General features: G+C 41.7%; 19 protein-coding genes, 1 tRNA gene and 3 pseudogenes. 9 read left to right on the forward strand and 14 right to left on the reverse strand.

The genetic code is table 11. The features are described from left to right. Positions 1–30: 30 nt before the first annotated feature. The 3 genes from EYA81_RS10170 to pnp form a co-directional block, all read right to left on the reverse strand. Positions 31–966 (reverse strand): FecR family protein, encoded by a 936-nt coding sequence (locus EYA81_RS10170; protein ID WP_117599778.1) that lies wholly within the window; start codon positions 964–966, stop codon positions 31–33. A gap of 97 nt (positions 967–1,063) precedes the next feature. Further along, positions 1,064–1,636 carry an RNA polymerase sigma-70 factor gene (locus EYA81_RS10175; RefSeq protein WP_117599777.1) on the reverse strand — a complete coding sequence of 191 codons (573 nt, stop codon included), beginning with the start codon at positions 1,634–1,636 and terminating at the stop codon, positions 1,064–1,066. A 171-nt stretch (positions 1,637–1,807) separates the two neighbouring features. Further along, entirely contained in the window at positions 1,808–3,952 is a 2,145-nt protein-coding gene (gene pnp / locus EYA81_RS10180; protein WP_117599776.1) for a polyribonucleotide nucleotidyltransferase, read from the reverse strand. A gap of 207 nt (positions 3,953–4,159) precedes the next feature. Between pnp and EYA81_RS10185 the strand changes: the two genes are divergently transcribed. From EYA81_RS10185 to EYA81_RS10195, 3 genes are all read left to right on the forward strand, one after another. Further along, a complete protein-coding gene (locus EYA81_RS10185) occupies positions 4,160–5,311 on the forward strand; it encodes a thioredoxin-like domain-containing protein (RefSeq protein ID WP_117599775.1) in 1,152 nt (383 codons plus the stop codon). Positions 5,312–5,501: 190 nt separating this feature from the next. Continuing rightward, positions 5,502–5,966 (forward strand): transcription elongation factor GreA, encoded by a 465-nt coding sequence (gene greA, locus EYA81_RS10190; protein ID WP_005824394.1) that lies wholly within the window; start codon positions 5,502–5,504, stop codon positions 5,964–5,966. Positions 5,967–6,015: 49 nt separating this feature from the next. Continuing rightward, entirely contained in the window at positions 6,016–6,408 is a 393-nt protein-coding gene (locus EYA81_RS10195) for an HIT family protein (protein WP_117599774.1), read from the forward strand. A gap of 98 nt (positions 6,409–6,506) precedes the next feature. Here the strand turns inward: EYA81_RS10195 and EYA81_RS10200 are convergent, their stop codons facing one another. Beyond that, on the reverse strand, positions 6,507–7,592 hold the full coding sequence (locus EYA81_RS10200; RefSeq protein ID WP_117599773.1) for a mannose-1-phosphate guanylyltransferase: 1,086 nt from the start codon (positions 7,590–7,592) through the stop codon (positions 6,507–6,509). A 157-nt stretch (positions 7,593–7,749) separates the two neighbouring features. Between EYA81_RS10200 and EYA81_RS10205 the strand changes: the two genes are divergently transcribed. Beyond that, positions 7,750–7,833 (forward strand) — tRNA-Leu (locus EYA81_RS10205). A gap of 119 nt (positions 7,834–7,952) precedes the next feature. On the opposite strand, the pseudogene EYA81_RS10210 reads toward EYA81_RS10205, so the two are convergent. From EYA81_RS10210 to EYA81_RS19210, 3 genes and pseudogenes are all read right to left on the reverse strand, one after another. After that, a pseudogene (locus EYA81_RS10210) lies at positions 7,953–8,866 on the reverse strand (transposase). 58 nt (positions 8,867–8,924) lie between these two features. Further along, entirely contained in the window at positions 8,925–9,266 is a 342-nt protein-coding gene (locus EYA81_RS10215) for a hypothetical protein (protein WP_117964259.1), read from the reverse strand. Between the two features lie 191 nt (positions 9,267–9,457). After that, positions 9,458–9,679: a hypothetical protein gene (locus EYA81_RS19210; protein WP_165491344.1), complete on the reverse strand. Its 222-nt coding sequence runs from the start codon at positions 9,677–9,679 to the stop codon at positions 9,458–9,460. 527 nt (positions 9,680–10,206) lie between these two features. Between EYA81_RS19210 and EYA81_RS10225 the strand changes: the two genes are divergently transcribed. Further along, positions 10,207–11,001 (forward strand): hypothetical protein, encoded by a 795-nt coding sequence (locus tag EYA81_RS10225; RefSeq protein WP_117599770.1) that lies wholly within the window; start codon positions 10,207–10,209, stop codon positions 10,999–11,001. Here the strand turns inward: EYA81_RS10225 and EYA81_RS10230 are convergent. From EYA81_RS10230 to EYA81_RS19615, 6 genes and pseudogenes are all read right to left on the reverse strand, one after another. Then, on the reverse strand, positions 10,998–11,441 hold the full coding sequence (locus EYA81_RS10230; RefSeq protein WP_165491375.1) for a hypothetical protein: 444 nt from the start codon (positions 11,439–11,441) through the stop codon (positions 10,998–11,000). The two genes, EYA81_RS10225 and EYA81_RS10230, sit on opposite strands and share 4 nt — an antisense overlap. 500 nt (positions 11,442–11,941) lie before the next feature. Beyond that, positions 11,942–12,811, reverse strand: a complete 870-nt coding sequence (locus tag EYA81_RS10240) for a hypothetical protein (protein ID WP_117599768.1) — start codon at positions 12,809–12,811, stop codon at positions 11,942–11,944. A 1-nt stretch (position 12,812) separates the two neighbouring features. Next, on the reverse strand, positions 12,813–14,102 hold the full coding sequence (locus EYA81_RS10245) for a PD-(D/E)XK nuclease family protein (RefSeq protein WP_117599767.1): 1,290 nt from the start codon (positions 14,100–14,102) through the stop codon (positions 12,813–12,815). A gap of 78 nt (positions 14,103–14,180) precedes the next feature. After that, the gene (locus EYA81_RS10250) at positions 14,181–14,540 is read right to left on the reverse strand and encodes a hypothetical protein (protein ID WP_117599766.1); all 360 of its coding nucleotides are present in this window, start codon (positions 14,538–14,540) and stop codon (positions 14,181–14,183) included. A 166-nt stretch (positions 14,541–14,706) separates the two neighbouring features. Then, positions 14,707–15,789, reverse strand: a pseudogene (locus EYA81_RS10255) (YhcG family protein). 24 nt (positions 15,790–15,813) lie between these two features. Further along, a pseudogene (locus EYA81_RS19615) lies at positions 15,814–17,053 on the reverse strand (tyrosine-type recombinase/integrase). A gap of 325 nt (positions 17,054–17,378) precedes the next feature. On the opposite strand from EYA81_RS19615, the gene EYA81_RS19215 reads away from it, so the two are divergent. The 3 genes from EYA81_RS19215 to EYA81_RS19930 are packed head-to-tail and all read left to right on the forward strand — an operon-like array spanning position 17,379 to position 18,206. Continuing rightward, positions 17,379–17,546, forward strand: a complete 168-nt coding sequence (locus EYA81_RS19215) for a hypothetical protein (protein ID WP_165491376.1) — start codon at positions 17,379–17,381, stop codon at positions 17,544–17,546. Between the two features lie 21 nt (positions 17,547–17,567). Then, the gene (locus EYA81_RS19620) at positions 17,568–17,975 is read left to right on the forward strand and encodes a sensor histidine kinase KdpD (RefSeq protein WP_227186442.1); all 408 of its coding nucleotides are present in this window, start codon (positions 17,568–17,570) and stop codon (positions 17,973–17,975) included. Between the two features lie 27 nt (positions 17,976–18,002). After that, complete coding sequence (locus EYA81_RS19930) at positions 18,003–18,206, forward strand: hypothetical protein (RefSeq protein WP_332055716.1); 204 nt, start codon at positions 18,003–18,005, stop codon at positions 18,204–18,206. Between the two features lie 107 nt (positions 18,207–18,313). Here the strand turns inward: EYA81_RS19930 and EYA81_RS10275 are convergent, their stop codons facing one another. Next, complete coding sequence (locus tag EYA81_RS10275; RefSeq protein ID WP_117599765.1) at positions 18,314–19,273, reverse strand: FimB/Mfa2 family fimbrial subunit; 960 nt, start codon at positions 19,271–19,273, stop codon at positions 18,314–18,316. A 352-nt stretch (positions 19,274–19,625) separates the two neighbouring features. On the opposite strand from EYA81_RS10275, the gene EYA81_RS10280 reads away from it, so the two are divergent. Continuing rightward, positions 19,626–22,802, forward strand: coding sequence for a TonB-dependent receptor (locus EYA81_RS10280; protein ID WP_131225702.1), 3,177 nt, complete (start codon positions 19,626–19,628; stop codon positions 22,800–22,802). The last annotated feature ends 23 nt before the right edge of the window (positions 22,803–22,825 follow it).

The raw sequence follows: 22,825 nt of genomic DNA on the forward strand, positions 1-22,825 counted from the left end.
AAGTATGGGGGTACTTTCCGATCTTTTTTCTTACTCATATATAACAATTGAGTCCTTTTCTTCGTTGATGCGGAACTTGAAAGGATGGTCTTTCGAGATGGTCCGCAGTATGTGTTCGATACCGTCCTGCTCTCTGAACTTGCCGGTAAAGCTGCTGTAGTTCAGCAGTTGGGGACTGGCAACGGTTATTTTTACGTTATAGTATTTCTCCAGTCTACTGAGGATGCCGCTGAATGGGGCGTCGTCAAAACAGTATAGTCCCTCTTTCCAGCGTAGATATTCATAGGAAGGAAGGACGGTCTTTCTGCATTTTCCATTTTCATTGAGAAATACCTCGTCTTTCTGCAACCTGGTGATTATCTGGCTGCTGTTGGCCGGATAGATATCGACGACACCTTCTACCAATGTGGTTCCGAACTCATGGCTCCCACTATAGGCACAAACATTGAAACTCGTTCCTACAACTTTTACCTTGTTCGTTTCTGTATGTACATAGAATGGGATACTCTTGTTTTTGGCTACTTCAAAGTAGGCCTCTCCGTCCAGCTCCACATTCCGTTCGTTGCGTCCGAAGTTGGCGGCATATTTCATGGTAGACTTGGAGTTCAGCCATACGCGCGTTCCATCGGCAAGGGTAATCTGCGCCCGTTGTCCGGCAGGCACGGTGACTGTTTGCAATTGTACCTCCTTGTTATATAGAAAGTCGGAGGTGATGAAATAACCGGCTATGGCGACAATGGTGACGGCGGCTATGCGGGCCGTCCAGCGGAGCATCGGCATGATGCGCACCGTTTTCTTTTCATTGTTGTCCTGTTTGTCCGAGAACAAGGAAATGTCATATATCATGCGCTCTTTCAGGAAGGTGTCCCGGTTTTCATCCGAGGCGTCTACCCAGTCGAGTATCATCTTTTCTTCTTCAATGGAAGTAATACCTTTGAAATATTTATATAATAGCTCTTGGTTCATTGTCAATAATTTGTTTCTTTTCTAAAATGTGCTCTTTTTACCTTTTGTATATATAACCGGAAAGTGGGCGGTAACCCTATTCCGTAGAGGCATCTTTTTAGGATATTAATATAATGAGTATAGTTATAAGATAATCTTTCAGTCTCAGCCGGAGAATTCGCAGCACTTTGGTGATGTGTGCCTCTACGGTCTTAAGTGATATGTTCAGGCTATCGGCAATCTGCTTGTTTGCCAGGTTCTGGTATCGGCTCAACATGAATATCCTCCGGCTTTGTTCGGGCATTTCCTGCAAGGTCTTATTTACGATATGTTGTATTTCCGTATTGAATATCTTGTCTGGTTCGCAGGCTTTCAGGGTGGAGATACGTAAGTCCAATTCGCGCAGGTTGTGGCTACTGATGGTTTCTTCCGCCCGTAGACGCACCTGCTTGTGCTCGAGTACGTGCAGGGCTTTGTTCTTTATGATGGTCAGCAGCAGGGCATGCAGGTTACTATTTTCTTCCCAGCGGTCTCGATTTTCCCATAGGGCAATCATGGATTCCATCACAACGTCTTCCGCTTCCGCTTTATCCCTGAGATAAGAATAAGCAAAGGCCAAAAACTTTTCTTGGTTTTCCTGGAAAAAACGTGAGAAAAGATTCATAGTATGTAGGCTCCTTAAACCGGACATTAATTGAGGTTCTTTATGGAATATAAGGCTTTATATAGCAAAAAAACATAATCTTTTTGGAATATGCAAGCATTGTGCCTTGTTTTTTCGGAGCCATTTTGGCTGTATGGACAAAAAGAAAGCCTGATGGAGCTCCACCAGGCTTTATATGCTTAAAGAATAAGAGATTTCTTATTTCTTTTCCGGTCTTTCTTGTCTTTCCGGTCTTGGAAGCAATACTTTACGTGACAGCTTGAATTTTCCGGTCTTCGGGTCGATGTCGAGAAGTTTTACGTCGATTTCGTCACCTTCCTTGATACCGGCTTCTTCCACTGTTTCCAGACGTTTCCAGTCGATTTCGGAGATATGGAGCAAACCGTCCTTACCCGGCAGGAATTCAACGAATGCGCCGTAAGGCATAATGGAGCGTACCTTGCCTTTGTAGACTTCGCCTACTTCAGGGACAGCCACAATGCCTTTGATGATACGCATAGCATCATCGATGCTCTTCTTGTTGGTACCGGCGATTTCGATTCTACCGATGTTGTCCACTTCTTCAATTGTGATGGTGGCACCGGTTTCTTCCTGCATACCTTGGATAATCTTTCCACCAGGACCGATGACAGCACCGATGAATTCTTTAGGAATGGTCATTGTCTCGATACGCGGAGCGTGAGGTTTCAGGTCTTCGCGAGGCTCGGCGATGCACTCGGTAATTTTTCCCAAGATATATTCGCGGCCTTCTTTAGCCTGCAGCAAAGCCTTTTCAAGGATTTCGTATGACAGACCATCCACTTTGATATCCATCTGAGTGGCGGTGATACCGTCTTTTGTTCCGGTCACTTTGAAGTCCATGTCGCCCAAGTGGTCCTCATCACCGAGGATGTCGGACAATACGGCATATTTGTCTTCGCCTGCATTCTTAATCAATCCCATGGCGATACCTGATACCGGTTTCTTAATTTTCACACCTGCATCCATCAATGCCAGAGTTCCGGCACATACGGTAGCCATGGAAGAAGAACCGTTTGATTCGAGGATGTCGGATACTACGCGTACTACGTACGGATAGTCTGCGGGAATCTGCCCCTTCAAGGCACGCCATGCTAAGTGCCCATGACCGATTTCACGGCGGCCTACACCGCGTTGTGCCTTAGCTTCGCCTGTAGAGAACGGAGGGAAGTTATAGTGCAGAAGGAAACGTTCTTTTCCGTGTTCCAATACGTCGTCGATAATCTTCTCGTCCAACTTGGTACCTAAAGTTACTGTAGACAAAGACTGTGTCTCGCCACGTGTGAAAATAGCGGAGCCGTGAGGACCGGGCAGGTAGCTGGTCTCACACCAGATAGGACGGATTTCGGTGGTCTTACGTCCGTCAAGGCGCTTGCCTTCGTCCAGAATGGAACGGCGCATCGCCTCTTTTTCCACATCATGATAGTAACGGTCGATGAGGGCTGCCTTTTCTTCCAATTCTTCTTCGGAGAACTGTGCCTTGAATTCTTCGCGGATGGCATCGAAAGCATCCATGCGTTCGTGCTTGTTCTTGTTTCCGGAAGCGGCGATGGCATAAGCCTTGTCGTAGCAAGCGTCGTGAACGGCTTTACGAAGTTCTTCGTCGTTCACTTCGTGGCAATATTCGCGTTTCACGGTAGAGCCTACTTCCTCTGCCAGTTCCATCTGTGCCTTACACTGAATCTTAATGGCTTCGTGTGCGGCCTTCATAGCTTCCAGCAAGTCCTGCTCGGAAACTTCGTCCATTTCGCCTTCCACCATCATGATGTTTTCATAAGTGGCGCCCACCATCAAATCCATATCGGCTTGCTCCAGTTGCTCAAAGGTAGGGTTGATGACAAATTGTCCGTTGATGCGTGCTACGCGTACTTCGGAAATAGGTCCGTTGAAGGGGATATCTGAAACTGCAAGTGCGGCAGAAGCAGCGAGTCCGGCCAGAGCATCGGGCATATCTACGCCGTCTGCCGAGAAAAGAATGATGTTTACGTATACCTCTGCATGGAAATTATCAGGGAATAATGGGCGGAGAGCACGGTCAACGAGGCGGCAAGTGAGGATTTCGTAGTCAGAAGCGCGTCCTTCACGTTTTGTGAAACCGCCGGGGAAACGTCCGAATGCGGAGAATTTTTCTTTGTACTCTACTTGTAATGGCATGAAATCTGTTCCGGGAACTGCGTCCTTGGCGGCACAAACAGTAGCTAAAAGCATGGTGTTGCCCATACGAAGCATTACAGAACCGTCTGCCTGTTTTGCCAGCTTTCCCGTTTCGAGCGTGATGGTTCTGCCATCAGGAAGCTCGATCGTCTTAACAATTGGGTTAATCATAAAAAATGTTTTATATCTAATTTTCTTTCAAAATTCGTGCAAAGATACATAATTTATTCATGTAAAATGGTGGGAATGAGATAAAAAGTTTGTATTTAGTTGTTTTTTGCTGTTTTCTATATGTAAGAACGTGGGAAAATGCTTTGACTGAACTTGAAAAGAAGTATATTTGCAGGCACGTTTGCAAAACAAAACTGAAGATACGATATGAAGAAAATCTTTTTTATGGCACTTGCTGCAATAGCATTGGGTGCATGTAATTCCGAACCTAAATTCAAAGTAGAGGGTGAAGTGTCTGGTGCCGACGGCAAGATGCTTTATTTGGAAGCCTCGGCATTGGAAGGTATTGTTCCTTTGGATTCTGTAAAACTAAAAGGGGATGGTTCTTTCCACTTCAAGCAGGTACGTCCGGTGTCTCCGGAATTCTACCGTTTGCGGGTAGACGACAAGGTTATTAATTTCTCGGTAGATTCGACGGAAACGGTTTTGGTAAGGGCACCTTATACCGATTTTGCCACTGCCTATACGGTCGAAGGTTCTCCGAACAGCTCGAAGATAAAGGACTTGACGTTGAAGCAGATGAAGCTTCAGGACAATGTGAATGCATTGCTGCAGTCGGTGCAGGCACATAAGATAGGCGCTGATGTTTTTGAGGATAGTCTCGCCTCTTTATTGAAGAACTATAAGGATGAAGTGAAAATCAGCTATATTTTTGCCGCTCCCAATACGGCTGCCGCCTATTTCGCCTTGTTTCAGAAGTTGAATAATTATTTGATTTTCGACCCTCTGAACAATAAGGAAGACGTTAAGTGTTTTGCAGCCGTGGCAACCAGCCTGAACAATTATTATCCGGATGCAGACCGTTCCAAGAACCTCTACAACATTGTAATAAAGGGAATGAAGAATACCCGTACTCCGCAACAGAAGGTGGTGGAAATCCCTGAAGAGGCAATTTCCGAAACCGGCATCATCGACATTAACCTACGTGACATGAAGGGCAATACACGTAAGTTGAGCGAATTGAAGGGCAAGGCTGTTATTGTGGACTTCACTGTTTATCAGAGTGCCGTTTCTGCTACACATAATTATATGTTGCGTGACTTGTACGACAAGTATGCTGCCCAGGGATTGGAAATTTATCAGGTTTCTCTGGATGCAGACGAGCACTATTGGAAAACAACTGCCGACAATCTACCTTGGATTTGTGTGCGCGACGGCAATGGAATTTATTCGTCTATAGCGGCTTCTTATAATGTGAAGAATGTGCCTTCTGTGTTCCTGGTTAACAAGAACAATGAGTTGAGTGCCCGTGGAGAGAGTGTTAAAGACTTGGAGGCGGCAGTGAAAGCATTGCTGTAACATGTTATAAATAAGAAGTTTTCGTTTAAATATGTTACAAAGCAGCCTTTTATGCTTGACACGCATTGCATAAAAGGCTATCTTTGCAAAGGAAAATCGGAAAGAGGGTTCCAGCATGCTGACCATGTTGGAATTCTTTTTTGTTTATAGTACCATTAAAAACTAACATAACATTTAAGGAGGAAAAAGTATGGCTTATATGTCAGAAGACGGCTACAAGAAATTAATGGCCGAATTGAAACACCTGGAGACGGTGGAACGTCCCAAAATATCGGCTGCCATTGCCGAAGCGCGTGACAAAGGTGATTTGTCGGAAAATGCAGAGTATGACGCTGCCAAGGAAGCTCAAGGTATGCTTGAGATGAAAATTAACAATTTGAAGCTGACCATTGCCGACGCCAAGATTATTGATGAGTCGAAGTTGAAAACCGATTCTGTACAGATTCTTAATAAAGTAGAGCTTAAGAACGTGAAGAATGGCATGAAGATGGTTTATACCATCGTTTCCGAAAGTGAAGCCAATCTGAAGGAAGGAAAGATTTCCGTGAATACTCCGATTGCACAAGGTCTGCTTGGCAAGAAAGTAGGTGACATCGCAGAAATCAAAGTTCCGCAGGGCATGATTAACCTGGAAGTAGTGAACATATCATTTTAAAGGAAGGCAGGTCCGCATACGGGCTTGCCTTATTTTATAATTTATAGCTATGGCAACAATATTCAGTAGAATTATCGCAGGTGAAATACCTTGCTACAAGGTGGCGGAGGATGACAGATTCTTTGCGTTCCTTGACATCAATCCGTTGGTAAAAGGTCATACATTGGTCATTCCCAAGCAGGAAGTAGATTATATCTTCGATTTGAACGATGAGGATTTGGCGGCGATGCATGTTTTCGCCAAGAGAGTGGCGCTTGCCATTGGCAAGGCCTTCCCGTGTAGAAAGGTAGGAGAAGCGGTATTGGGGCTGGAAGTGCCTCATGCGCACATACATCTGATTCCTATGCAGAACGAAAAAGATATGCTTTTTTCCAATCCCAAACTGAAACTGACGGACGAAGAATTCAAAGCTGTGGCGGAAGCCATCCGTGCAGCGCTTTAACCGGTTTATTTTCCTCCCCTAAATAAACGGAAGCGGGAGTTGGAATTCATCCAACTCCCGCTATTGTTACCTTCGGCACCTATCCTTTAATTCTTAATTTAAATGTATTTTTCTCCCAATTTTATCTGGGCGTCATTCACATATTTGCGGATGGTATGTTCTTCATCCTTCTTGCAAATCAGTAATACATTGTCCGACTCGGCTATGAGATAACCTTCCAAACCGTCGATAACTGCAAGTTTGTTGTCGGGCAGCACCACGATATTGTCCTTGCTGTTATAGATGAGTGATTTACATTTTAGAGCTACATTGCCTGCTTCATCTTTAGGAGACAAATCATACAAAGACCCCCAGGTTCCTAAATCAGACCAACCGAAATCGCCTAATGATACATATACATTGTCAGCCTTTTCCATGATGCCGAAGTCTATGGATACATTGGGGCAAGCCGGGAAGTTCTCATCAATGAATTGTTTCTCCTGGGCTGTTCCGTACACATCTTTGCCAGGGGCCAGTTTGGATGTCAGCTCGGGCAGCAGGGCTTCGTTTGCCTTAATGATGGTATTTACGTTCCACATGAACAGACCGGAGTTCCAATAGAATTCTCCGCTTTCCACGAATACTTTTGCCAGTTCCAGTTCGGGCTTTTCAGTGAAGGTTTTTACCTTGTAGAAGTTATCACCAGCGGTTTCGGCTATTTGTATATAACCATATCCAGTTTCTGGACGGTTGGGCTTGATACCGAGTGTCAGCAGATTATCGGATTGGGAAACGAAGTCCAGTCCTTTTTCGATAGCGGCCAGAAATTCGCCTTCCTTCAGAATTAAGTGGTCCGAAGGAGCTACCACTATATTGGCGTCCGGATTCAAGGCGCGGATATGATAGGAAGCCCACGCGATGCAGGGAGCTGTATTCCTGCGTGTCGGCTCCAGTAGAATCTGTTCGGGTTTAAGTTCGGGAAGCTGTTCTTTTACAAGGTCGGCATATAAGTCATTTGTTACGATAAGTATATTTTCCATGGGGATTACCTGCTTGAAGCGATCGAAGGTTTGCTGCAGCAAGGAACGTCCCGTACCAAAGAAATCCAGAAACTGTTTTGGAAGTGTCTTGCGGCTGAATGGCCAGAAACGGCTGCCGATTCCTCCGCCCATAATTACACAGAAATTATCCTTATTGGTTACCATGCTATTGATTTTAAAAGTTTCTGCTAATGTACTGCATATTTTACAAACAAGGAATGATTCAAGTCGGTTTTATCGTTTTTTTCGCCTTTTTTTAGGAAAAGTATTGCAGGTTTAGAAAAAAGCTGTATCTTTGCACCGCATTTGAGAAATCAAACATGCCCAGATGGCGGAATCGGTAGACGCGCTGGTCTCAAACACCAGTGGATTCACTTCCATCCCGGTTCGACCCCGGGTCTGGGTACTGAAACGGAGAAAGTTGAAAAACTCTCTCCGTTTTTCTTTTCTACTCCTCGTAACTCGTTGGTTTGCTGATGGGGGGCAAGGGTCAACGTAACAATCTGAGGGATTTTATATTTAAGCCTATAATTTAGCAAGTCTATATAAAAAAAAACTCTATCTTTTACTCCTCTGAACTGTGCTCTAAATGCTTTGATTTTAGCATTGAATGACTCTGCTGCAGCATTGGTTGCCCTCCTTTCAAAAAAATTGATTATATTCAGATAATGTGTTTGTATAGAACGTGCGACCCTTCCAAAGGTGAGGAACCCTGATTTATCTACCTCATCATACCACCTTGCCAGCCTTGTCAAAGCAATATCCTTAAACTTACACTGATGATAGATTAAGCCTAACCGCATAGACAGATAATATCCTTTCTTTATATCGGGATATTCCTTGAAAAGAATTTCAGCTCGTATTCTTTGAGACTGAGTCCATAAGGATTCCTTCTTGTAAAGCAGATAAATACTTCTCGCTAACAACTGCTTTCTTGTATCTCCATTAGCGAAAACAGGTGCATGATACATCTTTCCACAGGCCTTTGCATAAGCAATCTGAGTGGACTCTTCATCCAAAGCCTCCCAGCGAGCTTTTACACGCGTCTCCTGCACCGCTTCATAAGCTAACTTCTGTACGTGAAAGCGATCGGTAACACGTTTGGCCGCAGGAAAGCAGATGCGGGCAATCTGCTCCATGTTAGGAGCCATATCCAAAGTAATCTCGCGCACTTGGTAACGGCGGCGACGGGATAGCTTAAGCAGGACAGAAGTGACCGTATGAACGTCCGTACCTTTAATGATAGCAATCATACTACCTTTACCACCGTGAGCTTCTTTATTGATCAGTACAGTATAGAGTTCTCCACGCGAGAGGGCTACCTCATCAATACAGATATAAGCACCGATATTCTTTTCGAATAGTAGCCAATCCTCTGCATGAACAAGTTGGTCCCAATGGAGATAACCACTTAGATGGTTACGGTATTGATGCTCCAATAAATCTCCGTCAACTCCATATAAAACACCTAAGAGCTTGCAACTGATCGGATAGCTATCAATATAGTTCTTTTAAAAAAGACGCAAAATCTTGCGTCATACGAGTACCTTCAGCCACCATACGCCAGTTACGAGAGATATACTCATTATGCTTCTTTAAGAGCCAGCGACGACGACGAATGTTAAGGAAGACCTTCTTGCCACGAAGAGGGAAATCCTGAACAATAACAGGATCATAAAAGCCTTTACTCTCAGTATCCTGATCTGTATACTTCTCAGGAACGATATTTTTTTCCTCAAGGTAGATCACAACTTCATTTACGCTTTCCTTCACATCAACAAGATCAAAGTACTCTAAAGTGCCTTCAGGAAGAAGAAGGCGATAACCGTTTAACTCCATAAGCTATGAATTTGGAGACAAAGATAATAACTTATAAATTTACCCCTCAGGTTTTTACATTGACCCATCTTATTGTTGTTGTACACTCCCATATTGGTATAAGTGCGCTGTATGCGTACTATTTCGGAAGCTTCCTGTTCAAGCAATCCATTGGTGTATATAATAACTTAACTCAAGTTTCGGATTTAGACTTAGGCTGTCATAGCGTAGGCTTTAAGAGCAGCCAACCTCTTGTCGTTTTCAATGACCTGCATATTCAAATCTTCAGATTCAGCCCCAGCCTCAGTGATTTCAGCCACAACCGTCACGACTTCTAAATACTCAAATAGAACTTTGTTTCGTATGGTGTACATGTGAGAAAATTTTTCTAATGTCTTCCATGTGAAAGCCTGCCTTAGGAAGGTCTGTGTCATCTGCTATCAGTACTGTCGGCAATTTGCTTTTCTTGTGATCGTTCCGCATTGTCACTTTCATTAGAAGCCAATTGGTTATGCGGTATATCACCTTTCGCCAGTTGATGTCGTCTTGTGACAAATAGGAATACAGTGCATCCTTTTTTCGACCAAACATCCGGCTTAGGACAGAACCATCGTAATGTGAGAGCCCTTTTATTGCAAAGAATGGAAGCAACACTAATATTGGGAACACCTGGTGGTTTGTGAGCTGACAGTTGTCACGCTTCATTCCACCAAGACTACGACAGTCCAAGTTGACATTTTCAAGTAGGTGTGTAAATGAGTCCATAACGGCACTGCGACGTTTCTCACTGAAAAAATTGCGGATTTCTAACGGAATTTTTGTAATTTTGCTCATGGCTTTGAGTAATGTTTTTTATCACATCTAATTTGCTCATTTCCCATGATATACGGAAATACTCAAAGCCTTTTTTATGCGATATACTCAACCTCAAAGTCTAAATCATTAAATAAATAAGACGATTATGGATTTATATGCAGACGATTTGGCGGATTACATCTATCAAGAAAATGATGTGGACAAGAAACGGGCATTGTTATTGGAAGTGGAAGCGGAAATCAAAAAGCTCATGGGCGAACAGGAAAAGGGTAGCCTTGATTTAAGGCACATTGGTGCAGTACAGATAGAAAAGATACAAGATCTGATAGGTACAAGAAGTTTGCTTCTCAACCAGATGTTTCAAGCCACTTCGCAGGAAATCAAACGCTTTGAAGCGGTAAACGAATTGCTGAATAGTTTGACCAAGAAGATGTATCATCGCATGGCAAATCTCTATCGTACATTGATTAATAGCCCCAAAGATGAATCTTTTGATGACGATTATGTCATTTGTGGTACACTGAGGTATGTGTTCTGTGGGGTGGAGTCTATATTGAAATTGCCGGAAGACAGCTATTATGGCTCCGATTTTGCTTACATGATAGAACTAATTTGTTGTTGTTTACTTGAAGAATACAATGGGGGACTTCCCGAAATCGAAGAATGTTCTTGTAATTATTCACCCAAAAACACATCGGATATGACAGATGAGCAGTTACAATGTGTGGATGTATGGGATGATGGAGTGACATGGGCAGAAGGACATTTACGCCGTCCGGAACTGAAGCATATTATCGTGTGTCATGCCATACATGACATTTGCACTCACAAACCTTACTCCATTCCGGACTTATTGCGGTTAAATGATTTTTGGGTAGAAGCCCATCTGGTATGTCAACATATTATAGACCAAAACGGGAAACGCTATAACTCGGATTAATCATTTGTTTTGCAAAGTGCCTGAAAGGTGGAGACATTGCCAAACTTTGTGCTCCACTTTTCTTCCCATAGTCCTCCTGTATAATGCACATGGCCGAAAAGATGATATTTCGGTTGGCGCTCTAAAATTATTTGTTTCAATATCTCGCTACCCGTATCTTCATCCAATATACCTTTCGGGGGAATGTGGGTAATCAAAAAATCCGTTTTATAAGACAATCCACATTCTTCTCCCAACCATTGCATTTGCTGAATCATCCTACAGGAAATAGCGTAGAAGGTAATGCCGTCATATTCTATACCGCAATCTTCAAGCAAAGTTATATTTGCAGGTATCAACCGGCGGGCTTCTTCCGGACAAAGGTCATATGAGAATCTTTCTCTTTGGATTTCAATTTCAGGATAATCTTCACGAGATTTTCTGCGCTTTTTGTAGAACACGTTTATTTCCAATACAAATAATGCTTCTATAATTGATAGTTTTAGTAAAAAAATATCCCGATGCAAATGAATGAACCGGGAGTTTGACAAATAAAATAGATTACAAAATCAGTAGGGAGGTGCCCAATCTTTTTCGGATAATCCAATGTACTTGGGCAAAATTGTCTTGCTTCAAAAGTAAAGTCAAGCGTCTTTTACCTATGCGTTTATCGCACGCTATCAGTATGGGTACTAAGTGCCATCGGTCTTCAAATGAATGAGTGAGTAATTCCCAATCAGGACAATCAATATATTCTCTAATTAAGCAAGAAATATCGGATGTATCTCCCATCCAAGGATAAAACTGTTCTCTCAGTTCTTCTTTGGTGAATATTTGGGGATAGTCCCATATGATTTTTTTTCCTATGGTAATCCAATAACGTGGCATGTCGTCGTTAGCATATCCAGTCTTGCTACGCATTGGGTATGTTATGCAATGTATCTGAAATCCTACATTTGGGTCAATTATGCGGTATAGAGCTGTTTGGAGTTTGCTCCAGGGACGGTATCGTATTCTCATTTTCTTGTTGTTTTGATATAAAAAACGGTTTAATCTGTTTCAATCGTACAATTATTTCTTTTTTGAAACGCGATTCGGAGTACTCATCTTCTGTCCAGATAAGCCACGAAAAGTAGTCCCACGAATTGTTAGGATTGAGCGTAAATCCTTCTATATCCAGTTGGCTTACATCGCGTCCATATATATACGTACAAACAGCATATATATTATTGCGGAAATAGAACCCAGCTCCTACGATGTACCCGTTCTTTCGGGCTTCAATGGTGTATTTGCGGCTGTAATCCCAATTGGGTTCACTGAACTCAAACTGAGGAAGCTCTGATTTTATGTCAAGCAGGCAATGTTTCATGCTTTCCCAGTCCAGTTTCTCTAAGTCTTCAGGGGGAAACCGCTTCAGGGCTTTTTCTCTACAGGAGCTCTTTATTGCAGATGGTATATAGACCAAAAAGGCAATGCCCATGATTATTATAACTAAAAGCATCGGTAAATAAGGGATTAATATAAACTTCCACGGCATGACAATCAGATTGTTATAGCGTAGAAACATTAAGGGAAATGTAAGAAAATACGGCAAGGAAGATATATAACTTTCACCATCAAATATTTCATCTACAGAAGTATCTCTTGAAGTTAATACATTACGTATAAATATAAAAAGACTGGTAATTATAAAATATGCAGGTATTGCACACCATATAGGGATAAATACCTCCCACCATTCCCTTTGTATTGCACCATCCAGTTTTTGAGTTACCAGAAAAGCGCTTAAATATCCTGCGCTGGCTACAATAAATTTATAAGATCTTTTCATGCTATTCTTTTAATATCATGTTTATATTTTCAATAATATCTTTGCTTATGCTTTCTATCGTTTCCTTCATCCTACTTAAATGTCGTTGGCTATCTCCGTCATTCAGATTTCGGAAATTGATAGTCGGATGGGTATATTCCCATAAAAGCCAAGAATCACTCGAATGATATCTGTTGTCATTATGAAAATCTTCTATAATCTTATTAATTTCATTTATAACTTTCTGTATTTCTTCGTTTTGTATTTCTTTGGCGATTGAGAGTCTGACTGTTTTCCCCTCTTTATCTCTCAGTATAACACCGCTATATGTACGCCAGTCAACTTGAACGGCATACATCAATTGGTAATCATCACCGATTGTCTTTAGCTTAAATTCAAGAGACTGGTATTTATTGTTACTTTCATAATATCTGCGTATGTAGTCTTCATGATTGTCGAGAGCATATTTGTAGTCACTAAAAGATTCTTTAATTACTTCATAACCTTTTTCTTCAATGACCGCTTCCAGTTGACTCCAAAAATCGATTTGCAGACTAATTTCTACTTCTCGTATGGCATCCTTGTATTGAGATATACAACTGATATACTTCGGGTTACTTTTAATCAAATTGATTAATTCATTCTTTTCTTTATCCATTTGGTGTGTCAATATTTTGATTAAGTTCAAATAGTGTGCTATTCCTTCCCGTATCAGAGACTTGTCTATTGCTTTGTGGCGACAATCAGTCAGCCAGTTTAATATAAAATCGGCATAGGATATGGTAAAGAAAGTTATTTCTTCGCCACCTGTGGTTTTATCAATATCGTGTACTTCACCGTCTAAAGACAAGTATAGCAACAGTGTATCATTCTTATTTTTTGAACATCGTTTCAGAAAATTATGATACCGAAGAAGTTGATTCTCTTGGTCAGTCGCATAAATCTTGTTTTCAATGACAATATGGTTTATCCCGTCCGTGAGGTAAATGTCGAGTCTTCCTCCATCTGTATCTGTTTTAGGACCGATATATTTTTCACATTCCACTTTGGCATTATCGCAAGTGAAAGAAACAATATGGTCTGTTTGCCCATTCAGACGCTCAATGAATAATTTGAGAAACACATCTTTCATTTGGTGCTGTCCATTCGGATTCAGCAAATCCGCTATCATGGCTGAATGTACTCTTGTTTCGTCACTGGTCATATTGATTACTTTGAAAAGATTATAATTGTCTCCTTTCTCTTTCCGTATATATTCATGTTTTTCAATGATTAGATGTATTTCATTGAATAGTTGTATCAATTTCTTCATTTTCTCCTGTAGTTTTATACTTATAAAATTCAGATGTTTGTCTTTTGTACATTCTTAATTGGCTGATAAGAGGATAACTTATTCTTGCTTCTCTGAAAAATCAGCAAATGCAATTACATCTCCCTCGATGTCTATAATTGATTGTGTATAATTCTCACATAAGCAATAAGAGTCTATTTTTAATATCATGCAGATGTCTTTCATGATAGAAGTAACTTCTAAGTGTTTTCTATTTTTGAAAGTTATATATATTCCATGAAACCATTTTCTTCCTGTAAGTGTGGCGTAAAATTTCCATTCAACCTTTTGAGAAAAAAGATAATCCAGTAATTTATCAAGATCCTTTTTGTCTGAAGGCATTTCTACACAATATCCATTTCCAAAATCCAAAAAGAAATAGTTGATGTTAAAGCAGTTCAAAATCATATTGTGGCTCATAGCTTTTAATGAATATGTGGTTGATAAATGTTTTGTTTACCTCTTTAATTTATTTCAGGAGTTTGTCGGATATGAATAATACATGGTTAAAATGTTTGTGTTTGTTTTATTTTTATGTTTTAACATAATTAACATTGAAATACAAATAGGAGTCCTCAATGAAAGATTAAAAATTTACTCCTAATATAAACCTCTTGATTTCTTCCTCGCTCGGCAATTCTATCATATATTTCTGTACGAAGATATTCGGGTCTAATCCGGCAGTGGCATATTTTACTAATGTATCTCCCTTTTCCGTACAAAGCAGAATACCGATAGGTGGATTGTCGTCCGGCTGCATTATCTCTGCCTTGAAATAATTAAGGTACATATTCAGTTGTGAAGCGTATTCATGGCAGAACTTGTCTATCTTTAATTCCACAATGACATGGCATTTCAAGATGCGATGATAGAATACAAGGTCGGCAAAGAAGTAATCTTCATCAATCAAGATACGTTTTTGTCGGGCTTCAAAGCAGAATCCATGCCCCATTTCCAGCAGGAAGTGTTGTAAGTTATCAAGAATAGATTGCTCCAGATCGTTTTCTGTTACTAAGGCACGTTCATTCAATTCTAAGAACTCTAAGGTAACAGGGGTGTTGATAACATCTTTAGGCTGTAATAAGGTCGCTTGTTGCTGTACTAAAGCGGAGAGGGCTTCTTTATTTTTGGATAGTCCGCTACGCTCATAGTATAAAGACGCTATTTGTTGTTCCAATTCTTTGACAGACCAGCAGCTACGAATTGTTTCCATTTCATAGAAAGCATGTTTTACCGGGTTGTCTATTTTTGCGATATGTTTTAAGTGGGTATAAGGTATTTTATTGAATATCTTTGTTGCTGGATTTATCCATTTATTATACTATTTATCAGATTGTTGTAATTCGGCACTTGCCGAGTGCCGAATTTCATTTCCTGCCATGATGTAGTGTAATACTTGTTCTTTCAGATGTGGATAAACAAGGTATAACCGTCTAAATTCACGGAATCTACGTTCATTCAGACCTTTTGTTTTCAGCCGTTGTTCCTGCTTTTTCAACAGTTGTTCACCGTATGTGGCACGGTCTTCTCCGTTCTGTTCGAATTCCACGATATAGCAACCCATAAACCAGTTACGGGAAGTAAGGGCAAGGTTTACAGCGTGTGCGGCTTGTGCCTGCAACGTGTTCTGTATCGTGCTGATATGTTTTACTAATGCTTCAAAGTTCATAGTCGCAAAGATAATCTTTTGTGGTTAAAACTTTAGTTCAGGCAAGCTGTTTATTGCTTCCTCTTTCAATTTATCCACCACACGGGTGTATTTCTCTGTATGCTTCAATCCGCTGTGTCCTAAAAGATTGGCTAAGATCTTGATATTTGCCCCATTGTTCAGAATGTTCACGGCAAAAGAATGCCGGAAGCAATGCCAGCTTATATGCTTGTCTATTCCGGCTCTTTTTACCCAACGCTTAACCGATTTGCAGCAGCTTTCGTATGTAGGCAAATCGAATATCAAACAGTTCTTATCTGCCGGAGCTTCACCAATGATAGACAATAGAACGTCATTCAAAGAAATAACCACACCTACTGGCAGAATGTCCCTTGGCCTTGCTTTGCTCGAACTTCAATAATCAGTTAGCATAATCCACATTTTTAAAAGTAAGGTCTTTTACATCGCAGAAGCGCAGACCGCAATACAGGCAAAAGATAAACGCTCGTCTGGCTGTAGGGTTTTCGTTGTTATAATGAAAAGCCACCAACTTTTGTATTTCTTCGGGCGAAAGCACATCTTTCCGAAGCATCTGACTATCCACTTTGCAGGTAACATCTTTGCAAGGGTCTTCCAGCATTACATCATGCTCTATTGCATAGCGAATAACTTTCTTGAAACGCTGGTAAATGCTTTTAGCACCTTCACCAATGCTTCGGGATTGCAGATAAGCTACAAACTGTTCCATCATTTCTTTGGTGATGAGTTCCGGTTTAATGCTACACTCATTCATGGGGTATTTCTCTTTCAAGAAGTCTTTGAAACGGCTAAGTGCAATTTGCACCATGCGAATGTCTTTCTTTGTATAACTGTTTATGTATGCTTGATAATAATCCAAGAAATTAACCGTCCTGTCTTTCTTTAAGCGGTAGCCAAGCATACTCTCCTTAAACTCCTGCTCACGCTCTGCGCGTATTTTTGAAGCGAGTTCCAAAGTTTCCTTGTTCTGTTGTCATTCAGCTGGAGTATGTGGCTTGTCTATCAGATACAGGCTAAGGTTTTCTTTTCGCCTGTGATGCTTGACTGCGAACTTTGGCTTTCCTTGCATCTTGCCACTTTCGTAATATACCTGATTGCCGTTTTCATCTAATACGGGCTTTTCCTCTCTACCTAAATAATACTCCAACTAAAGGCTGATTCTGCCATCCGAAAGTTTATTTTGCTCCAATTTCGGATTTTCTTTCGTTTTCCTATGATTTCTATGGTTTGTACCTGGTCTGGGCATGAAAGGATGTAGACAAATCTATTATAAATCAAAATTTTACAAGGGTTTTGTCTTTTTCTACTGAAACATAGCTGAAACATTTTTGTTTTGGGTTTCAATCCCAGTAGATGGGACCAACGTAAAAAGAGGCGGATGAAAAAAATGAGGGAAAGGAACCGGGAGAGGGGTATCCGCAATATTGGAAGGCATTCTTGATAATCTTCTCATTACAACAAAAGTGAAGAATGTAAATGATGAGATGCGCTATACTTTTGGGAATAAAAAGGCAGAGGAACTCTTTGAATATTCGGCCAAAGAGGCTATAGACTAGACGGATTTTGAAACAATGCCAGAGGCTGTAGCTTTAATTAGGAAAGAGGATGAAGAGCAGCTGGTCAAGGCGGGGATTCCGCAAGAGGGTATACGACGTTTTTTTACCAAGAAGAGCAAGGAGTGGTTTTCCTTCCAGAACAATAATTTTGATGGTCGCAAGTGGATTGTTTATACTGCTTAGGACATTACTGATTTGAAAATCATGGAGTGCAAGCTGTGTCTGGCCGAAGAGGAGGCTGAGGAATCCAACCAGATAAAATCGACTTTCCTAGCCAATATAAGTCATGAGATGCGTACTCCGTTTAATGCAATAGTCGGTTTTTTGAGTATTCTGGCCACGGGAGTGTCCGAGGAAGAACGGGTGGAGTATCTCAATATTATAGAACGGAATAATGAACTGCTGTTGCAGCTCATCAATGACATTCTGGATTTGTCGAAGATAGAAGCCAGCACATTGGAATATGTCTATGCCAATGTGGATATCAATAAAATGGTGTTCGAGATAGAGCAGGCCACAAGTATTAGGCTGACCAATAAAGACGTGCGTATGGCCACGGTTACGCTATTGCCCGGTTTGCTGCTGTATACCAACCTGCGCAGAATTATGTAGGTATTTAATGACTTCATCAGCAATGCGTTGAAGTTTACTGCTGCCGGTAGCATTACTGTTGCTTACGGGATGCCCGAAAATGGGTATATCCTTTTTTATGTTACCGATACCGGGACGGGGATATCATCTTATAATGCGCAGGGGATTTTTAATCGCTTTGTAAACAGGCTTCCTTTAAGCAGGGTATCGGACTGGGAGTGGCCATTTCGCAAAACATTGCGAGGGAACTGAAAGAGGAGATAGGGGGACGCAGTTAGGCACGGGCTCCACTTTCTGGTTCACGTTGCCTTTTTATAAGATGGGCGCACACCGTTCTATCTTTCCTTGATGCGGTAAGCTCAATCCAATGAAGGGACATCGATTGTCTGGCTTTCCTCGTTCCAGTTGTCAATGGTGAATTCTCCGGATGATTCTTCGGAAAAGATGTCTCCCAGAGTAAGGGTCAGAGTCAGTTTGGAGTTTGCTTTCAAAGGTTCGTTCAATGTTTGTTTGAAACTTTTTACGTTTCCGTTTTTCAGTATGATGTTCATCTGGAATTCTGATTTCCCGAAAGAAGGGAAAAGCATGACGGTGGCATTGCTCATTTGCGTACCGTCGATGGAACGGACTAGAGGGAAGGCTACTGTGCGCGGGCTTCCCTGAGGAACGGCAGTGTAGAAATTTAGTTCTCCGGCAATATTAGTGATACGCACTACCATGCTGTCGATGCTCGAACTGAGGATGCCGTTATTCTTGTCCTTGATGATTACCTTCAGTCCGGTCACTACCCGTTTAAGGGATGCTTTCAGGTTTTCACTTCCGACGTTGGCAGGTTGGACGGTATGTACCAAGTCGAATACCGGATAATAGGTTGTGTCCGCTTCCATTTTGAATAAGGAAAAGTGTTGCTGGGACATGTCTTCGCCTAAGATGTAGGCCGGGTCCCTCATAAGAGGATGTGCATAAATCGGCTCCTCGTATTTAGGGGTTCCCCAGTAAATCATGTTATAGGGACCTGCGGGTAAGGATAATTCCCGATTGACGCCATCGTTATAGAAAGTTCCGTCTTTAACTTGGTAGTAACCGTAAAAAGGTGTCAGCTTTCGGTTTACATAGTTCCCATAATAAATAGAGGTGCCCGCCTTACAGGGCATGATGGTCAGTATGCCGGTCAGCGGGCTTTGTCCGCTTTCTGTGGACACGTCCATCAAGAGTCGTGGTGATACCAACTCACTACTTTTTTCTATCTGGGGCGGATTGTCATTGGTGCAGCTTGCCACGATTGCGGCAAGTACTGCAAATACTACTAATTTTTTCATTATCTGTTAAGTTTTAGGTTGTACTTTCCTGAGAACGTTTTTAGAAAGAAATGGTTCTTTGTATTCCGGAGAAAGTATATTGGGGATGGAAAAGTGAGATGAAATCAATTCCAGCATTGAGGGGGATGGGAAGAATCTCCCCCCCCCCTCTTTAAAAGGTTTAGAGAAGGGATGGAAAACAAATTATACCTTTTTTAGTAACATTTTAGAAGCCTTGATTAACGAAATCATATACTTTTCGTAACAATTTCTCGACACTCTTTCCTTGTTCCTCCATACTTTTGTATCCAGGTTCTTTGCATTGACAAAGAGCGTTATAAAATCTTTGATATTAACTATTAAACAATGTACAATGAGAAAAACATTCTTGGAAAAGTGCATAAATTTGCATTTGTGCCGCATTGCATGGGTACTGTTGCTATTGGTACCTGCAATCAGTAGCCTTCAGGCTAATCCTTCTCAAAACAAGGCCGTTACAGGAGTTGTGACATCGGCTACGGACAATGAACCGTTGATCGGTGTCAGTGTGCAGGTGAAAGAAACTGCTACAGGTGGTATTACCGATATTGACGGTAAATTCTCTGTGAATGCAGAACAAGGGCAGACGCTGATTTTTTCGTATATCGGTTATCAAACCCAGGAAATTCAGGTTGGTGCTTCATCCGTTATCAACGTGGTTCTGAAAGAAGATACGGAAATGCTAGATGAAGTAGTAGTAGTAGGTTACGGTGTCCAAAAGAAGAAACTGGTAACTGGTGCTACGGTTCAGGTAAAAGGTGATAACATCGCCAAACTAAATACAAACAACCCGTTGCAGGCTATGCAGGGACAAACTCCGGGTGTGAATATCACTTCAACTTCAGGACAACCAGGTGCTGATATGAAGGTGACCATTCGTGGTTTGGGAACTGTAGGTAATTCTTCTCCTCTTTATTTGATTGATGGTGTAGGTGGCGATATCTCCACGCTAAATCCTGCCGATATCGAGAGTATTGACATCCTGAAAGATGCTGCCTCTGCAGCTATTTATGGTGCGCAGGCGGCCAATGGTGTAGTGTTGATTACTACAAAATCGGGTAAGGAAGGTAAGGCTGTAGTTTCATTGGATGCTTATTATGGTATTCAGAATGTGGCACGTAAAGCAAATATGCTGAATGCGGAACAGTATATGGCCATCATGGATGAACAAGCATTGAATAGTGGCAATGCCGCTTATGATTGGAACAGCTTCAAGTCAATTCGCGATGCTAATGGTAACATATATGACACGGATTGGATTGATGCTATGCTCAAGGATGATGCCAAGACGCAAAGTTATACATTAGGTGTGACAGGGGGAACTGCCACTTCTACGTATGCACTTTCTTTAGGTTATATGCAGCAAGAAGGTATTGTTGGTGGTGCTGACGTATCCAATTACGAACGTTATAACTTCCGTATCAACTCCGACCACCAGGTCATCAAAAACCTTTTGAAGGTGGGTGAACAAGTGAGTTTCGTATATAAGAAAAATAATGGTACAAATGTAGGTGACTTGTATAACAATACGTTGCGCAGCGCATTTGCCACTTCCCCGCTGAGTCCTATATATAGTGATAATAATCTGTATGATAGTCCTTACAATGACACTAGTAGTAGCGATTGGCACAATTCTGATGGTAACCCTTATGGTTCCATGATGACCAACACTAATAATGAGAACAAGGCTGCCACTTTCGCCGGTAATGTATATGCGGAGTTGACTCCGATTAAGAATTTGAAGATACGTACTGTATTCGGTGCTACTTATGGTTCCAGTGAGTATCGCAGTTATACTCCCCTTTATCAGTTTGACATCTATACTAAGAATACGGAGAATACAAAAGTAAACCAGAACATGACTCATGGTTTGACGATGGTTTGGACAAATACTGCACAGTATGATTGGACCTTGGGTGAACATTCCTTCAATGCCTTGATTGGTATGGAATCCAGCCGCTATGAAGGCACTTATGTAGGGGCGAGAAATGGTATCCTGAAAGAAGGATTTGATGATTGGGACCACGCTTTTGTCAGCAACGGGTCAGCCACTACTCCCGAGCAGGGATTGGGTGCAGATGGTAAACCGAATGATGAAACACGTACCGTTTCCTACTTTGCCCGTTTGGGATGGAATTGGAAAGAGACTTATATGATTAATGCTACTGTGCGTGCCGATGGTTCTTCCAAATTTGCCAGTGGTCATCGCTTTGGCTACTTCCCTTCTGTATCGGCAGGTTGGACACTGACGAACGAGGCATTTATGGAAAGTACCCGCGAGTGGCTCGACTTCCTGAAACTCCGTGTCAGCTGGGGACAAGTAGGTAATCAGAATATTGATAACTACCAATATACAGCTCCTATCAAGAGCTCTACTACCAATTACTTGTTTGGTACGGGCCTTGGCTCTGCCAATCATGTCTGGGGTGCTTATCCTAGCCGTCTAGCCAACGAGAATGTGAAATGGGAAACTTCCGAGCAATATAATATCGGTATCGATGCCCGTTTCCTCAATGGATGCTTGGGTATGAATGCAGATTTTTATATAAAGACAACCAAAGATTGGCTGGTACAGGCTCCTATCCTTGCCACTGCCGGTACAGGTGCTCCTTACATCAACGGTGGTGATGTAAAGAATACCGGTATTGAACTGGCGCTGACTTGGAATGATGAAATAGGTAAGGATTTCCACTACAACATTGGTGTCAATGGTACTTACAATAAAAATAAGGTAGGAAATATTCCTACTGAAGATGGCATTATTCATGGTAATACAAACCAGCTGTATGACAACTCTCCTGAGTTCTATCGCGCTTCCAACGGCCATGCCATCGGTTACTTTTGGGGGTATAAAACTGCCGGTATCTTCCAGAACCAGCAAGAGATTGACGACTGGATTGCTGCCAAGAACGGTGTGTTGCAAAGTGATGTGAAGCCGGGTGATGTGAAGTTTGTAGATGTAGACCATAACGGAATTATCGATGACAACGACAAGGTGGACTTAGGTAATGGTATGCCGGACTTTACTTATGGTTTCAATTTGGGCTTCGACTATAAAGGTTTTGACTTCTCGCTGAATGCTAATGGTTCTGTAGGTAATAAGATTGTGCAGAGCTATCGTAACCACACTAATAAGAAATCAAATTATACAACTGCTATCCTCAACCGTTGGACCGGAGAAGGTACAAGTAACCGTATACCGCGTGTGACTGATACTAACGTCAACTGGCAATTCTCTGACCTTTATATTCAGGATGGTGACTTCCTGCGTATTAGTGCCATTACGCTGGGTTATGATTTCTCCCGTCTTTGGAAGGGCAAAGTTATTTCGCAGTGTCGTGCCTATATACAAGTACAGAATGCACTTACTTTCACCAAATATGATGGTATGGATCCTGAAATAGGTTTTGGTCCGGAAGACAGCAATAAAAAGAGTTGGGTATCGGGTATTGACTACGGTTATTATCCTCGTCCGCGTACTGTGCTTTTCGGCGTTAATCTTAAGTTTTAATAGAAAAGAGTTCTTATGACTCA

The sequence above is a fragment of the Bacteroides sp. A1C1 genome (assembly GCF_004328515.1).
GTDB classification, from domain to species: Bacteria; Bacteroidota; Bacteroidia; order Bacteroidales; family Bacteroidaceae; genus Bacteroides; species Bacteroides uniformis.

Bases quoted from the DNA above. Each gene is read 5' to 3' on its own strand.
- EYA81_RS10170 (WP_117599778.1), bottom strand. From the start codon at position 966: ATGAACCAAGAGCTATTATATAAATATTTCAAAGGTATTACTTCCATT.
- EYA81_RS10175 (WP_117599777.1), bottom strand. From the start codon at position 1,636: ATGTCCGGTTTAAGGAGCCTACATACTATGAATCTTTTCTCACGTTTT.
- pnp (WP_117599776.1), bottom strand. From the start codon at position 3,952: ATGATTAACCCAATTGTTAAGACGATCGAGCTTCCTGATGGCAGAACC.
- EYA81_RS10185 (WP_117599775.1), top strand. From the start codon at position 4,160: ATGAAGAAAATCTTTTTTATGGCACTTGCTGCAATAGCATTGGGTGCA.
- greA (WP_005824394.1), top strand. From the start codon at position 5,502: ATGGCTTATATGTCAGAAGACGGCTACAAGAAATTAATGGCCGAATTG.
- EYA81_RS10195 (WP_117599774.1), top strand. From the start codon at position 6,016: ATGGCAACAATATTCAGTAGAATTATCGCAGGTGAAATACCTTGCTAC.
- EYA81_RS10200 (WP_117599773.1), bottom strand. From the start codon at position 7,592: ATGGTAACCAATAAGGATAATTTCTGTGTAATTATGGGCGGAGGAATC.
- EYA81_RS10215 (WP_117964259.1), bottom strand. From the start codon at position 9,266: ATGGAGTTAAACGGTTATCGCCTTCTTCTTCCTGAAGGCACTTTAGAG.
- EYA81_RS19210 (WP_165491344.1), bottom strand. From the start codon at position 9,679: ATGACACAGACCTTCCTAAGGCAGGCTTTCACATGGAAGACATTAGAA.
- EYA81_RS10225 (WP_117599770.1), top strand. From the start codon at position 10,207: ATGGATTTATATGCAGACGATTTGGCGGATTACATCTATCAAGAAAAT.
- EYA81_RS10240 (WP_117599768.1), bottom strand. From the start codon at position 12,811: ATGAAAAGATCTTATAAATTTATTGTAGCCAGCGCAGGATATTTAAGC.
- EYA81_RS10245 (WP_117599767.1), bottom strand. From the start codon at position 14,102: ATGAAGAAATTGATACAACTATTCAATGAAATACATCTAATCATTGAA.
- EYA81_RS10250 (WP_117599766.1), bottom strand. From the start codon at position 14,540: ATGAGCCACAATATGATTTTGAACTGCTTTAACATCAACTATTTCTTT.
- EYA81_RS19215 (WP_165491376.1), top strand. From the start codon at position 17,379: ATGCCAGAGGCTGTAGCTTTAATTAGGAAAGAGGATGAAGAGCAGCTG.
- EYA81_RS19620 (WP_227186442.1), top strand. From the start codon at position 17,568: ATGGAGTGCAAGCTGTGTCTGGCCGAAGAGGAGGCTGAGGAATCCAAC.
- EYA81_RS10275 (WP_117599765.1), bottom strand. From the start codon at position 19,273: ATGAAAAAATTAGTAGTATTTGCAGTACTTGCCGCAATCGTGGCAAGC.
- EYA81_RS10280 (WP_131225702.1), top strand. From the start codon at position 19,626: ATGAGAAAAACATTCTTGGAAAAGTGCATAAATTTGCATTTGTGCCGC.